Source organism: Negativibacillus massiliensis (assembly GCF_900148495.1).
Taxonomy (GTDB): domain Bacteria; phylum Bacillota; class Clostridia; order Oscillospirales; family Ruminococcaceae; genus Negativibacillus; species Negativibacillus massiliensis.
In genome coordinates, this window is the sequence record NZ_FTRU01000005.1 from 153,135 (window position 1) to 168,133 (window position 14,999).

Sequence of the window (14,999 nt, forward strand, 5' to 3'; positions counted from 1 at the left end):
ATTTATGGTTTCTGTATAAGAAAGGAAAGAAACCATAAAAAATCTATTTTGAATCAAAACTTGCAAACAAAATGTATTGGTGATAAATTAAAACACGCAGTAGTTTTTTGTTAAAAATGAAAATGGATATACACGCAAGGGAAACCCGAAGCGTTTATCAAAACAGAATGAATTTGTGCAGCAAGGGGAAAACAGGAATTGGCCTGGCGCAGATTTGTTCTGGAACGATTTATAACCAAACCAAAAACAACCGGGAGGGAAAACACGATGAGAGAGATTAATGCGAAGGACATTACCGCTCAGGTAAAACGTCTTTGCATGGAAGCAAACTCCTATCTTCCTGAGGATATTAAGGAGAAGATCAACGCAAGCGAACAGGCAGAGCCTTGGGCACTGGCTAAAAACATTCTGGGCATCATCCGCGAGAACTATCTGATCGCTGAGGATGCATACGTTCCAGTTTGTCAGGACACAGGTGTTGCCTGCGTATTTATGGAAATCGGACAGGATGTTCATATTGTGGGCAACCTGGAAGAAGCAGTAAACGAGGGTGTTCGCCAGGGTTATACCGAAGGCTGTCTGCGCAAATCGGTCGTAAGAGATCCACTGGACCGTGTCAACACCACCGATAACACTCCTGCAATGATCTACTATGATATTGTTCCTGGTGACGGCTTTAAACTGACCGTTGCTCCAAAAGGTTTCGGAAGCGAAAACATGAGCCAGATCAAGATGCTCAAACCATCCGATGGCCTGCAGGGCGTCAAGGACTTTATCCTCAAAGTTGTTGAGGATGCAGGTCCAAACCCATGTCCACCAATCGTAGTTGGTGTCGGCATCGGCGGAACCTTTGATAAAGCAGCACTGCTTGCAAAGAAAGCACTGATGAGAAACACCAACGTCCGCAACGCAGACCCGTTCTATGCACAGCTGGAAGAAGAGATGCTCGAAAAGATCAACGCTTTGGGCATCGGCCCACAGGGTGTCGGCGGCAAGACCACCGCTCTGGCAGTTAACATCGAAAAGATGCCGACCCATATTGCCGGCCTGCCAATCGCAGTTAACATCAACTGCCATGTGACACGTCATAAATCTGTAGAGTTATAAGAGGAGAAGGTTATGGAAAAACGAGTAACAGCTCCACTTACCTTAGAGCAGGTAAAAGACTTAAAATGTGGAGATAGCGTATTAATTTCGGGAGTCATCTATACAGCAAGAGACGCAGCTCACAAACGTCTGTGCGAACTGGTAGAACAGGGCAAAGAACTGCCATTTGATCCAAAGGATTCTGTTATCTACTATGTAGGTCCGGCTCCGGCAAAAGGCAATCAGGTTATCGGTTCTGCAGGTCCAACCACCAGCTACCGTATGGATGCATATTCCCCAACCATGATCAAACTCGGTCAGAGAGGTATGATCGGAAAAGGTAAGAGAAGCCCTGAAGTTATTGCTGCAATGAAAGAACACGGTGCAGTTTACTTTGGTGCAATCGGCGGCGCAGGCGCACTGCTCTCCCGCTGCATCAAAAAGGCAGAGATCATCGCATACGAAGATCTGGGCGCAGAAGCACTCAGACGTCTGGAAGTTGAAGATCTGCCAGCTTTCGTTATCATCGACTGCGAAGGCAACAATCTGTATGAAACCGGAAGAAAAGAATATCTTGAATCTCTCCGGTAACTGAGATAAAAAAGCATACCACAAAACATTGTTAAGAGGTGCAAGAAAATGGAAAAGAAAAAACTGATCCTTGGCGTTATCGGTGCAGACGTTCATGCAGTAGGTAATGCAATCCTCAACCGTGCATTTTTGGACGCTGGATTTGACGTAACAAACCTGGGTGTACTGGTTCCGCAGGATGAGTTCATTAAAGCAGCAGTAGAAGTTGGTGCAGATGCAATCATCGTTTCTTCCCTTTACGGACAGGGCGAAATCGACTGCACAGGCATGAGAGAAAAATGCGACGAGGCAGGCCTCAAAGGAATCCTGCTGTACGCAGGCGGTAACCTGGTTGTTGGTAAAGTTCCGGTTGAAGAAATCGAGAGACGTTACAAAGCAATGGGCTTTGACCGCGCATTTGGTCCTGGCACCGACCCACAGGTTACCATCGACTGCCTGAAAAAAGACCTGGGTATTGAATAAGGAATCGTTTGTCAAAAACAAGCAGATTACTTAAAGAGGGTGAAGGCAATGAAGCCTGTTTTACTGATCGACTTCGGAAGTACCTATACTAAAATTACCGCAGTCGATGTGGATGAAGAAAAAATTCTGGGTACAGCACAAAGCTATACCACAATTGAAACCGATATTATCAATGGCTTAAACAATGCGCTCGCAATTTTAAGAGAAAAAATTGGCAATATCGAGTTTGAGGAGCAGTACGCTTGCTCCAGTGCAGCCGGAGGTCTCCGTATGGTTGCAATCGGCCTGGTTCCGGAGCTGACCGCAAAAGCAGCAAGACAGGCATCGCTTGGCGCAGGAGCAAAGGTTCTCAAAACCTACTCCTATGAACTGACCGAAAAAGACCTTCAGGAAATCGATGAGATCAATCCGGATATCTGCCTGCTGACCGGTGGAACGGACGGCGGCAACAAGGAAAACATCGTTTATAACGCTCGCATGCTGGCAAGAGCAAAGAACCATTTCCCGATTATTATCGCAGGAAACCGCAACTGTGCTGACCAGTGTGAAGAGATCTTAAAAGACAAACAGACCTATGTCTGCGAAAACGTTATGCCAAGGCTCGATATTCCAAATGTTGAGCCGGTTCAGCAGAAGATCCGCAGCATCTTTTTGGAGCAGATTGTCAAAGCAAAAGGTTTAAGCAATGCCGAACAGCTGATTCAGGGCATCCTGATGCCTACCCCTTCGGCAATGCTGACCGCGATGAAGCTGCTTGCAAAGGGAACCAAGGACGAGGACGGAATCGGCGATCTGGTCGGCGTTGACTTAGGCGGAGCAACCACCGATATCTACTCGATGTCCTACGGACTTCCAACCACAGGCATGACTGCATTAAAAGGTCTGCGTGAAGAGTATGCAAAACGTACCGTAGAGGGCGACATCGGCATGCGTTACAGCATTCATGGAATCGTGGATGCAACCGATATCATGCGTGTGTCTGAACTTTCGGGGTTGAGCGAGGAACGCTGCAAGGAACTGATCGATTATCTGGGAACCCACACCGACGTGGTTCCATCCAATGATGACGATGAGCTGGAAGCAATCGACTTTGCACTTGCATCCCTTGCTATTGAGGTTGCAGTAACCCGTCATGCAGGACATCTGGAACAGTACTATTCTCCAATGGGTATCAGCTATATGCAGACCGGAAAGGATCTGACCGCAGTTAAGACGGTAATCGTAACCGGAGGAGCACTGATCCACACCAAGAGAACAGCCGAGATCGCATCGCACGCGCTGTTTAATCCAATCGATGCATTCTCCCTCAAGCCAAAGGACGCTCAGGTTCTGGTAGACAGAAAGTATATTCTGGCTGCAATGGGCCTTTTGAGCACCGAATATCCTGACGTGGCGTTGAGAATCATGAAAAAGGAGCTGGTAAAAGATGGAAATGATTGATATCAAAAATAAAAAGCTGAGAGACGACGAATTTTACAAAATCCGTAAAGAAGTTCTTGCTACCTGGGAAACCGGTAAAGAAGTAGATCTGGACGAAGCAATCGCTTACCACAAATCCCTGCCAGAACATAAAGTTTTCTCCAACAAGCTCAACAAGGCAAAGAAAGAGGGCAAAACCCTGGTTCAGCCAAGAGCTGGTGTTGGTCTGATCGAAAACCACATCGAACTGCTCAAACATCTGCAGGATGCTGGTGAAGCAGACCTGCTGCCAACCACCATCGACTCCTATACCCGTCAGAACCAGTATGAAAACTGTGCAGAAGGTATCCGTCGTGAAAAAGAAGGTATGGCAAACGGCAACTTCCATCCATTCCTCAACGGCTTCCCAGCAGTTAACCATGGTGTACGCGGCTGCCGTCAGGTAGTAGAAGCTCTGGATACTCCTCTTCAGGTAAGACATGGTACCCCAGATGCAAGACTGCTGACCGAAATCGCTTACGCAGGCGGCTTTACCTCCTACGAAGGCGGCGGTATCTCCTACAACATCCCATACGCTAAAAATATTCCGATTGAACAGACCATGTATGACTGGCAGTACGTTGACCGTCTGACCGGTATTTATGAAGAGGCTGGCGTTGCAATCAACCGTGAGCCATACGGCCCTCTGACCGGTACTCTGGTTCCACCATGTATCTCTCACTCGGTTGCAATCATCGAAGCTCTGGCTGCTGCTGAACAGGGTGTTAAGAACATCACTGTTGGTTACGGCCAGCTGGGTAACCAGATTCAGGACGTTGCTGCAATCAGAACTCTGGAAGAGCTGACTGACGAATACATGCACAAATTCGGTTATACCGATGTTAATGTTACTACCGTATTCCATCAGTGGATGGGCGGTTTCCCAGCTGACGAAGCAAAAGCATTCGGCGTAATCTCTTGGGGTGCTGCTTGTGCTGCTCTGGCAAAAGCTACCAAAGTTATCGTTAAAACTCCACATGAAGCTGCTGGCGTTCCAACCAAGGAAGCTAACGCACAGGGTCTGCGCTGCACCAAACAGCTGACCAACATGCTGGTTGACCAGGTAACCGTAGGAAGCCGTCTGGAGCATGAAAAAGAAGTTATCAAAGCTGAAACCAGATGCATCATGGACAAAGTAATCGCTCTGGGTCATGGCGACATCATCCTGGGTGCAATCGCTGCAATCAATGCAGGTGTTATCGATATCCCATTCGGTCCTGCAAAATGCAACGCAGGCATCATGCTGCCAGCTCGTGACAACGGCGGTGCAGTTCGTATTCTGGAAGTTGGCAACCTGCCATTCACCGATGACCTGAAGAAATTCCACAAAGAAAAACTGGCAGAACGCGGCAAAGCTGAAAACCGTGAAGTTTCTTTCCAGATGGTTATTGACGACGTTTATGCAATCAGCAAAGGCCGTCTGGTAGGCAGACCAAGATATTAATCGATCAGGGATTTTACTTACTGTGACAAACCGGCGCAGTAAAACTCTGCGCCGGATCAATGAATATTTCAAACCCAGGTTTTAACATCCGGGTTTGCACCCAAAAGACCAAGATGCCTTTTGGGTCAAATAAGAAGGGAGATTTTTAAAATGAAAATCGTAAACGTAGTATGCGCACCAGGCCGTACAGGTTTCTTCTTTGACGACCAGAAAGCAATCAAATCTGGAGCAGTTTCCGACGGTGCTGCTTACTTTGGCGACACAATGACTCCTGGATTCAAATCCATCCGTCAGGCAGGCGAGTCCATCTCGGTTATGCTGGTTCTGGAAGACGGACAGGTTGCATGGGGCGACTGTGCAGCAGTTCAGTACTCCGGTGCAGGCGGCCGTGACCCTCTGTTCCTGGCTGAGGACTTCATCCCAGTTATCGATAAATATATCAAACCTGCTCTGGTAGGCAAAGAAGCAGACAACTTCAGAGAACTGACCAAAATGATGGAAGCAATCGAAGTTGACGGCAAGAGACTGCATACCGCAATCCGTTACGGCGTTTCCCAGGCAATCCTGGACGCAGTTGCAAAAGCTACAAAACGTCTGATGAGCGAAGTTGTTGCTGACGAATACGGCACAACCGTTTCCGAAACACCAATTCCGATCTTCACCCAGTCCGGTGATAACCGTTATGAAAACGCAGATAAGATGATCCTCAAAGGTGCTGCAATCCTGCCACACGCTCTGATCAACAACGTTGATACAAAACTGGGCAGAGACGGCTCCAAACTCAAAGAGTACGTTTGCTGGCTGAGAGATCGTATCCTCAAACTGCGCACAGATGATTCCTACGCTCCAATCTTCCACATTGACGTATACGGAACCATCGGTCAGGCATTTGGCGATGACAACTTCAAAGCAATGGCAGATTATCTGGCAGAGCTCGAAGAAGCTGCTAAACCATTCCACCTGAGAATCGAAGGCCCAATGGATGCAGGCGAAAGAGAAAAACAGATGCTCTGCCTCAAAGGCCTGAGAGAAGAAGTTGACAGACGCGGCATCAACGTTGAGCTGGTAGCTGACGAATGGTGCAACACTCTGGAAGACGTTATCTACTTCTGCGACAACAAAGCTGGCCACATGGCTCAGATCAAGACCCCAGACCTTGGTGGTATCAACAACACCATCGAAGCAGTTCTCTACTGCAAAGAACATGGATTCGGCGCATACCAGGGCGGTACCTGCAACGAAACAGACCGTTCCTGCCAGGTTTGCGTAGACTGCGCAATGGCTACCAAACCAGACCAGATCCTTGCTAAACCAGGTATGGGCGTTGACGAAGGCTTCATGATCGTTTACAACGAAATGAACCGTGTTCTCGCTCTGAGAAATGCAAAAAAATGCTAGTCAAATAAACAAACCGTAAAAGGTGAAAACGGATAGGGATTCTGGCACAGAATCCCTATCCGCGTATCAGGACAGGGAGGCATTTCATGTCGTACATCAGCCATCTGTACAGTATCTATTTTGCTCCGCGAGGCAATATCCGTATGGCCGAACTGGGAATGCAGATTGCCCAGCAGTATCTTCGCCCGACCGACAAGCTCATCGGCGTAATCGGTGACGCAGGTTCGGGAAAAAGTATGCTGGTTAAAGGTATGTTCCCAGGTTTGGAACTGACAAATGATGATGAAGGTGTCAACGTTCGCCCTCTGCCGCTGCTGGAGATGCTGGATGACCCGTTGGGAATGGGAAGTATCAGCAAAAAGGGATTTTCCCTCTTTGCTACCCCGCACACCTATCATTTGGATATCCGCTTTGAGCAGGGATTCACTCAGTGCCCTGAGCTGGCCCGCGCCATCATGGCGGCAATCCAGAAGGGAAAGAGAGTGGTCGTAGAACACTTTGATCTGGTTTATCCTTTCCTCAAGAGGGAAGGAAGTGACCTGCCGGTCAACGCGGACCTGATGCTTGGCGTCGGGGAAGAGGTCATCGTAACCCGACCGGACCTGTTTGGACCAATCCCGCAGGACATTGCCAACATCGTCTTTAAGTCGATCCGTTACCGCAAGATGGTACATTCTGCGGAGGATATTACCGGTTACTTCCTTTCGCACGGACATCCGGAGGACTATGAGCACGCAGAGGTAAAACATGGCTTCGTGCTTTGCTTTAAGGAAAAACCAATTGTTTCTCTGGATATGATTGAAAAGAAGGTAAAGGCAGTCATTGAGCAGAATGTTCCGATTTCCTTCCACGATGAGGAGCACATCAGCATCGGAGACGTCATCTATGAATGTACCGCTCCGCGAAACCACGTTCGAAGCAGTGGAGAGATCGAAGGATTTACCCTGATCAAGGATATTCCATACGATCCGGTCAGAAAATGTTATCTGATCGTCGGACTGGTAGGACAGAAGGAAGAACCAAAGATTGGATCGGATATCGATAAGATTGAACGAATCTATTAAAAGATCGGGACAAAGGCTGCACACAATACAGGTGCGGCCTTTGTTATGAAAAAAATTTTACCTTAAGGAAGGGAGGGCACATTCATTATGCAGAAAGGCTGTATTCAGCTCTACTATGGAGACGGAAAGGGAAAAACTACCGCAGCAATGGGACAGATTGTGCGCTGTGTTGGACATGGTTTCAAGGTTCTGGTTTATCAGTTCCTCAAGGAGCCAAACAGCGGTGAGGTATCGGTAATCCGTTCCCTGCCAGGTGTCGATTACATCGAAAATGAAGGCCCAATTCCATTTATGTTTAATCTGACCCCGGAACAGCAGGAATTTTACAAAGAAAAATTCCAGAAAAAATTTGATGAGGTCAGAGAAAAATATTTCTCCGGAAATTATGACCTGGTGGTGCTCGATGAGGTCATCGATGCCTATAATCTGGGAACCATCCCGAAAGATCAGCTCCTGGAAATGATGGACAAACGTCCGGAAGGAACAGAACTTGTTATCACCGGACATCAGTACGGAATGGACATCAGTGCGCTGACCGACCGCGCGGACTATGTGACCAAGTTTGTCAAGGAAAAACATCCTTTTGACCTTGGTATGCCATGCCGCAAGGGAATTGAAGAATAAAGGATTATCCCAAAACAATATGAGGGGAGAATACAAAACCATGAACATTAAAACAAACGCCGTTGCAGGAACACTGGAATCGAGCGACGTATATGTAAAGGTAGAACCTTCTGATAAACTGGAAATCAGCATCGAATCGGTTGTATATAACCAGTTTGCACAGGAAATCGAAAAGAGCATCCGCGAAGTTGTGGATGAGCTGGGCGTTACTTCCGGCAAAATCTCTGTTAATGACAAAGGTGCAATCGACTGTGTTATCAAAGCGCGCGTAGAAACCGCCATCAAGAGAGCAGGAGGGGAACAGTAATGAGAAGATCTATGTTATTTATCCCTGGCAACACCCCAAACCTTCTGATGAACGGTGACGTGCTGGGTGCAGACAGCATCATCCTCGACCTTGAGGACGCTGTTTCTCCGGCTGAAAAGGATTCTGCCCGTATTCTGGTGCGCAACGCGCTCAAATCCCTGCACTACAAAGGCTGCGAAATCATCATCCGTATCAATCCAGTTGAAACCGATTACTGGACCCACGACCTGGATGAAATCATTCCGCTCAAACCAAACATGATTATGCCTCCAAAGGTAAGCTGTGCTCAGGACGTAAAAACCGTTTCCGAGTACATCACCAAGCTGGAAGAAAAATGCGGCTTCGAAAAGAACACTGTAAAACTGATCCCACTGATCGAAACTGCAATGGGCGTTGAAAACGCATTCCAGATTGCTTCTGCTGACGAGAGAGTTGCTGCACTGTTCTTAGGCGGTGAGGACCTCACTGCTGACCTGCGCTGCAAGAGAACCAAAGAGGGCAACGAGATTTTCTATGCCCGCACCAGACTGGTTTGTGCAGCTCGTGCATGCGGCGTTGATGTTTACGACACACCATTTACCGATGTTGACGATATCGATGGTCTGTATGCAGATGCTCGATTTGCAAAATCTCTGGGCTTCTCCGGCAAGGCTTCGATTTCTCCAAGACACGTTGAGGGAATCAACGAAGTATTCAGCCCAACACAGGCAGAGATTGATTATGCACATGAAGTTATGGAAACCATCCGCATTGCAAAAGAACAGGGCAAAGGCGTTGTTTCTCTGCGAGGCAAGATGATCGATGCTCCAATCGTAGAACGTGCAAGACAGGTCATCGAGATGGAAAAAGCAATGTTTGGAGAGGTGGAAGACGATGAGTAAGTTAGTAGCATCTATCAAAGAAGCAATTGAAAAATGTGGTTTGCAGGATGGCATGACCATCTCCTTCCATCACCACATGAGAAACGGCGACTATGTCCTGAACATGGTTCTGGAACAGATCGCACAGATGGGATATAAAAACCTGACTGTCAACGCAAGCTCTGTTTTTGATGTTCACGAACCAATTATCGGACACATCAAAAACGGTGTTGTAACCGGCATCGAATGCAACTACATGGGTGCAAAGGTTGGTAAAGCAATCTCTGAAGGCATCATGGACAAACCGGTTATCTTCCGCAGCCACGGCGGCCGTGCTTCCGACATGGAAAAAGGCACCTCCAAAATTGATATCGCATTTATCGCAGCTCCTACCTCCGATGATATGGGTAACTGCACCGGTAAATTCGGTAAATCTGCCTGCGGCTCTATCGGCTATGCATTTGCAGATGCCATGAACGCAAAGAAGGTTGTTGTTATCACCGATAACCTGGTAGAATATCCGCTGGTTGATTTCTCCATCCCAGAAGTTTATGTTGACTATGTGGTAGCGGTTGACCAGATCGGCGATCCTGCTGGTATCGTTTCCGGTACCACCAAGATCACCCGTGACCCAGTTGGCTTAAAGATGGCAAGCTACGCTGCAAAGGTTATCGATGCTTCCGGACTGCTCAAGGACGGCTTCTCCTTCCAGACCGGTGCAGGCGGCGCAACCCTGGCTACTGCAAAATATGTCAAAGAGATGATGCTGGAAAAAGGTATCCATGGTAGCTACGGTATGGGCGGTATCACCGGATATATGGTTGATATGCTGGAGGAAGGTTGCTTCAAGGCTCTGCTGGACGTACAGTGCTTCGACCTGAAAGCAGTTGAATCCATCCGTTCCAATCCAAAACATATGGAAGTTTCTGCAACTCAGTATGCAGGTGTCAGCGGCAAGAGTGCCGGTGTTGATAATCTGGACGTTGTTCTGTTGGGTGCAACTCAGGTTGACCTTGACTTTAACGTTAACGTACACACTGATTCCAACGGCTATATCATGGGCGGTTCCGGTGGCCACTGTGATACCGCAGCAGGTGCAAAACTGGCTATCATCATTGCTCCGCTGACCCGTGCTAGACTGCCACTGGTTGTAGACAGATGCCTGTGCATCTCCACTCCTGGCAAGACCGTTGACGTTGTTGTTACCCAGAGAGGTATCGCAGTCAACACAGCAGGCGGAAAGAATCAGGAACTTAAACAGAAACTGATCGATGCAAAACTGCCGGTTGTTGAGATTGCTGACCTCAAACGCATGGCAGAAGAACTTGCAGGCGTACCGAAGCCAGTTCAGATGGGTGAGAAGGTTGTTGCTAAGGTTATTTACCGCGACGGAACCTTGCTGGATGAAATCCACTCGGTAAAATAGGGAGCATAAGAACCCATGCTAAAACGAACAAAATTTGTTCTATATTTATTCTAAAAAGGATTCCCGTTTTATCGGGAATCCTTTTTGTATCATGATAAACACATGGACTATCATTGACATTATCAACGATTAGTATTATAATCATATAAAATCTAATAGAAAGCGAGGTGCTTCATTATGACAAATAACAGAACGAATATAAAATCTGAATATCTTTTGAGGACCTCGGTTGCGTTATAATATTTTTATAGGTTTTTTGCCGTGGTTTATTAACCACGGCTTTTTATTTGCTTTTTGATGTAATCTTCTGTTCTCGATAGATGTTCATACAAGACCAACTTACCAGTGAAATTAAGACAATTTATGGAGGAACTTATGATTAATCTTAGAAAAATTACAGAAGAAAATTTCATTGACGCATTTAATCTAAAACTTGCACCTGGACAGGAGCGATTTGTTTCACATCCGATTCGCAGTCTTGCACAGGCTTATGTGTATAGGGAGCAATGTCAACCTTTTGGAATATATGAAGATGATACAATGGTTGGCTATGTTATGGTGATTTACGATTATGATATCCCGGAATATGATATATGGCATATGATGATTGATGAATCAAAACAGAGACGGGGTTATGGTGGAGCTGCATTGGATCAGGTACTTGATTATATCAAAGTCAAACCTTTTGGCTCTTCAAATCGGGTAACCTTAACCTGTAATAGAGATAATATCCAAGCGCTAAATTTGTATAAAAGCAGAGGCTTTACAGAGACTGGAACAGTGGACGAAGATGAAATAGAACTATCATTAACGATACAGTAACTTCCATTTGTTGCGGAGACAGGAAAGCCAGCCGAGTCAAGCAATGGCAAACTGAACGAAGTATAACACAGGCAATCGAGGAAGGAAAGTCCTTAAAAGGCTTTCCTTCCTATTTAATTTTAAGAGGAAAATCTGTCTGTTTTTTGCCGTTTCAAATGCCATTTCTTTGCTAGGCAGCAAGGAAATGATGTCAACAACGGTTATGTGCCAAAGAACAAGCCACTTTGTTGTTAGAAGTCTATTTCTGCTGCCTTCATAAGTTCTTTGTAAACTGACCTAGAGGATTGTGCAAAACATTGCGGGAAAAGACAAAGTAAGCCCTTTTAAAGGACCGAAGAAAAGGGTATAATAAGGGATAAAGGAAAGGAAGGGAGGACATTTTATGGCAGATTTTTTGTATCAGGGACATGGCAGTTTTCGACTGGTAAGTGATGCCGGATGTGTTATTTATATTGATCCGTTTGCAGGGGAAGGTTACGACCTCCCAGCCGATTTGGTATTGGTTTCCCATGAGCACGGCGATCACAATCAGGTTCAGTTGGTTGCGCTCAAACCAGATGGCAAGATACTGCGGGCAAAAGATTTTATCAGTCAGGACAAAGATGGAACAATCCATTATCAAAAGATCCAGCAGCAGGATGTACAGATTCAGGCTGTGGCAGCTTACAACCGAAACCATCCAAAGAATGCCTGTGTGGGTTTTGTTATTACAACAGGCTCAAAGAAGTTGTATCTTGCCTGCGATACCTCCGAGACCGAAGAAATGCAGGAACTTGCAAAAGAACAGCTTGACTATGCCTTTTTGCCGATCGACGGCATCTATAATATGGATGCACAGCAAGCAGCAAGATGCGCTAAAATTATTGGGGCAAAGCAGAATGTACCGGTACATATGAAGCCCGGTGAGCTGTTTTCACAGCAGATGGCAGAGAGCTTCCCAGCGGATAATCGCCTGATTTTAAAACCAGGAGAGGAGATTTGCTGGTAATCAAAGAAAGAACAAGGGAGAGGCACGATGGAATACAGCCAGTTTTACGAAGAATTTGGAACTCCGTTTACCGGAAGAAAAAAGAAAAAGGTGCAGGAATTTCTAAAATCCATGCAGCTGCAGTATGACGAAGGGGTGGAATATACTGTCAATCTCACCACACAGGACGGACAGATCGCAGCGACCGGTTCTTTGCAGCAGAACGTGATTAAATGTGTGGCGGTGGATGACCGTTATCAGGGCGAAGGCCTTTCGTCCCGCGTGGTTACCCTACTTTTAAACCATGCCTCCGAAGTGGGACAGCAACATCTCTTTGTCTTTACCAAACCCAAAAACAGGGCAATGTTTTCCGATCTGGGATTTTTTCCAATTATTGAAACAGCCGATGTTCTGCTGATGGAAAATGTCCGCGATGGAATCAAACAGTATGTACAGAACCTCGAGCGTCCGAAAGGAAACCCGAAAACCATCGGTGCCATCGTTGCAAACTGTAATCCATTCACCAATGGTCACCGCTATCTGATTGAAACAGCAGCTTCTCAATGTGATGTGCTGCATCTGTTTGTTCTTTCGGAAGATCGCAGCGCCTTCCCGGCATCGGTTCGCTATCAGCTGGTCAAAGAGGGAATCAGAGGACTGGAAAATGTTATCCTGCACCATACTTCGGATTACCTCATTTCTTCCGCAGTGTTTCCGACCTATTTTATCAAGGAGCAGCACCGAGCAGAAGCAATCAACTGCGAGCTTGACCTGCGCATCTTCTGCGAATATTTTGCAAAGGAACTGGGTATCACAAAGAGATTTGTCGGCACTGAGCCGTTCTGCCCGGTAACCAATGCCTATAACAGCGCGATGAAGGAAATCTTGGGCGAGTATGGCATCGAAGTCGTGGAGATTCTGCGTAAAAAAGAGGATGGTGTGGAGATCAGTGCATCCAGGGTGCGCGCGTGCATGGTAGAAGGGGACTATGAAACCATCCGGCAGTTGGTACCGCAGACGACCTTTGATTTTCTGGTATCCGAAGAAGGACAGAAAATAGCTGAAAAATTAGCAAAGGAAAAGAAAAACGGATGAGAACAGCAGAACTTCTGGACAGCTTAAAACAGCAGGAACCGATTTCTCTTTCGCAGATTCTGGACGCAAAGGAGCAAAGGGTTTGCCGTCAGCAGGAGATGATGAGCAGAGAAACAGGAAACTCCCCGAAAACGCTCATCAGTTTTACCTTAAATATTGCAGGGGCAATTAAAAGTTTTCCACTTTTTACCCAGGCGTTTGTGGAAGGAAAGCGGCAAATTTTGCGCGAACTTTCCTATGCAGGGGTGGAAATCCTCGAAAAACGGGAGTTTTGTGGAAAAACAGGGGACGAATGTTATCTACTGGTAAGGGAATCTCCGAAGAAAATCAAAGAGCTGATGGTAGCAATCGAGGAAGGTTCAGAGCTGGGACGGCTGTTTGATATTGATGTTATGTCGCCGGATATTCCCAAAATTTCCCGGAGTGATCTTGGCCTTCCGCCGAGAAAATGTTTTGTCTGCGGTCAGAAGGCGGCAGTTTGTGCCCGCAGCCGCGCCCATTCGATCGAAGAGATATGGGCAAGGACAGTGGAGATCATCTGTGAGTTTTTGAATCAGTGTCTGGCTGACCGGATTGCGCGGGATGCCTGCCGCGCTCTGCTATATGAGGTTAATGTAACCCCAAAACCAGGACTGGTAGACCGAAACAACAATGGTTCACATCGAGATATGGATATCTTCACCTTTGCAGACAGTGCCTGTGCACTCTATCCCTATTTTAAAAGCTGCGCCTTGCAGGGATTAGCAGGAAAAGAAAATCCACAGGAGCTGTTTTGCTCCCTGCGTCCGCTGGGACGGGAAGCAGAAGAACAGATGAAACAGGCAACTGGTGGAGTAAACACCCACAAGGGGGCGATTTTTTCGATGGGGATTTTCTGTGCCGCGGCAGGAAGAATGGCGGATAAAAGCGCTTCGGAAAAGGATTTTTCCAACCTGTGTGCACAGATGTGCCGACATCTGATGGATGATTTTAAAGACATCGAGAAAAAAGAGACGCTTTCTTATGGAGAGAAATTATATAAAGAATATGGGATTACCGGAATCCGCGGAGAAGCAGCACAGGGTTTTCCTTCGGTGTTTGAGATTGGCTTGCCAAAGTTAAAGGAAGAAATCTCTCGGGGAAAATCCATGAATGACGCAGGTGTTTCTGCACTGATTGCATTAATTTCCAAGGTACAGGATACCAATATCATCACCCGCTCGGACGGAGAGACCCTTCTCTGGGCACAAAAAGAGGCCCAACAGGTGCTGAAAAATGGTGTGAAAGAGGAGCAAGTACAATCCTTGGATAAACTTTTTATCGAGAAAAACATCAGCTCGGGCGGCTGTGCCGATCTGCTGGCGCTGTGTTTCTTTGTTTATTTTTGTCATCAAGAAAAGGAGGACACCTAAACGG

The 14,999-nt window shown here is 46.7% G+C and carries 15 protein-coding genes; all 15 read left to right on the plus strand.

All coding sequences use genetic code 11. The features are described from left to right. Positions 1-267: 267 nt before the first annotated feature. The 15 genes from BQ5375_RS01015 to citG all read left to right on the plus strand — a co-directional run bounded on the left by BQ5375_RS01015 (position 268) and on the right by citG (position 14,995). Positions 268-1,107 carry a fumarate hydratase gene (locus tag BQ5375_RS01015; protein ID WP_022132945.1) on the plus strand — a complete coding sequence of 280 codons (840 nt, stop codon included), beginning with the start codon at positions 268-270 and terminating at the stop codon, positions 1,105-1,107. A 12-nt stretch (positions 1,108-1,119) separates the two neighbouring features. Then, the gene (locus BQ5375_RS01020) at positions 1,120-1,677 is read left to right on the plus strand and encodes a Fe-S-containing hydro-lyase (protein ID WP_022132946.1); all 558 of its coding nucleotides are present in this window, start codon (positions 1,120-1,122) and stop codon (positions 1,675-1,677) included. Positions 1,678-1,725: 48 nt separating this feature from the next. Further along, positions 1,726-2,139, plus strand: a complete 414-nt coding sequence (gene glmS, locus BQ5375_RS01025; RefSeq protein WP_022132947.1) for a methylaspartate mutase subunit S — start codon at positions 1,726-1,728, stop codon at positions 2,137-2,139. A gap of 48 nt (positions 2,140-2,187) precedes the next feature. Then, positions 2,188-3,579, plus strand: a complete 1,392-nt coding sequence (gene glmL, locus BQ5375_RS01030; protein WP_022132948.1) for a methylaspartate mutase accessory protein GlmL — start codon at positions 2,188-2,190, stop codon at positions 3,577-3,579. Further along, entirely contained in the window at positions 3,575-5,041 is a 1,467-nt protein-coding gene (locus tag BQ5375_RS01035) for a methylaspartate mutase subunit E (protein WP_076917323.1), read from the plus strand. Before glmL ends, BQ5375_RS01035 begins: the two co-directional genes overlap by 5 nt. A gap of 150 nt (positions 5,042-5,191) precedes the next feature. Continuing rightward, entirely contained in the window at positions 5,192-6,439 is a 1,248-nt protein-coding gene (locus BQ5375_RS01040) for a methylaspartate ammonia-lyase (protein WP_022132950.1), read from the plus strand. An 86-nt stretch (positions 6,440-6,525) separates the two neighbouring features. Next, positions 6,526-7,503 (plus strand): lantibiotic ABC transporter, encoded by a 978-nt coding sequence (locus BQ5375_RS01045; protein ID WP_076917289.1) that lies wholly within the window; start codon positions 6,526-6,528, stop codon positions 7,501-7,503. Between the two features lie 87 nt (positions 7,504-7,590). Further along, positions 7,591-8,127, plus strand: a complete 537-nt coding sequence (locus tag BQ5375_RS01050; protein WP_022132952.1) for a cob(I)yrinic acid a,c-diamide adenosyltransferase — start codon at positions 7,591-7,593, stop codon at positions 8,125-8,127. A gap of 40 nt (positions 8,128-8,167) precedes the next feature. Further along, a complete protein-coding gene (gene citD / locus BQ5375_RS01055) occupies positions 8,168-8,434 on the plus strand; it encodes a citrate lyase acyl carrier protein (RefSeq protein WP_022132953.1) in 267 nt (88 codons plus the stop codon). After that, a complete protein-coding gene (locus tag BQ5375_RS01060; RefSeq protein ID WP_022132954.1) occupies positions 8,434-9,315 on the plus strand; it encodes an HpcH/HpaI aldolase/citrate lyase family protein in 882 nt (293 codons plus the stop codon). Before citD ends, BQ5375_RS01060 begins: the two co-directional genes overlap by 1 nt. Continuing rightward, on the plus strand, positions 9,308-10,720 hold the full coding sequence (citF, locus tag BQ5375_RS01065; RefSeq protein WP_022132955.1) for a citrate lyase subunit alpha: 1,413 nt from the start codon (positions 9,308-9,310) through the stop codon (positions 10,718-10,720). The genes BQ5375_RS01060 and citF overlap by 8 nt, the downstream gene beginning before the upstream one ends. A 375-nt stretch (positions 10,721-11,095) precedes the next feature. Then, the gene (locus BQ5375_RS01070) at positions 11,096-11,542 is read left to right on the plus strand and encodes a GNAT family N-acetyltransferase (protein ID WP_022132956.1); all 447 of its coding nucleotides are present in this window, start codon (positions 11,096-11,098) and stop codon (positions 11,540-11,542) included. 382 nt (positions 11,543-11,924) lie between these two features. After that, entirely contained in the window at positions 11,925-12,530 is a 606-nt protein-coding gene (locus BQ5375_RS01075) for an MBL fold metallo-hydrolase (protein WP_076917290.1), read from the plus strand. 27 nt (positions 12,531-12,557) lie between these two features. Further along, positions 12,558-13,604: a [citrate (pro-3S)-lyase] ligase gene (gene citC, locus BQ5375_RS01080; protein ID WP_022132958.1), complete on the plus strand. Its 1,047-nt coding sequence runs from the start codon at positions 12,558-12,560 to the stop codon at positions 13,602-13,604. Then, positions 13,601-14,995, plus strand: a complete 1,395-nt coding sequence (gene citG, locus BQ5375_RS01085; protein ID WP_076917291.1) for a triphosphoribosyl-dephospho-CoA synthase CitG — start codon at positions 13,601-13,603, stop codon at positions 14,993-14,995. The genes citC and citG overlap by 4 nt, the downstream gene beginning before the upstream one ends. The last annotated feature ends 4 nt before the right edge of the window (positions 14,996-14,999 follow it).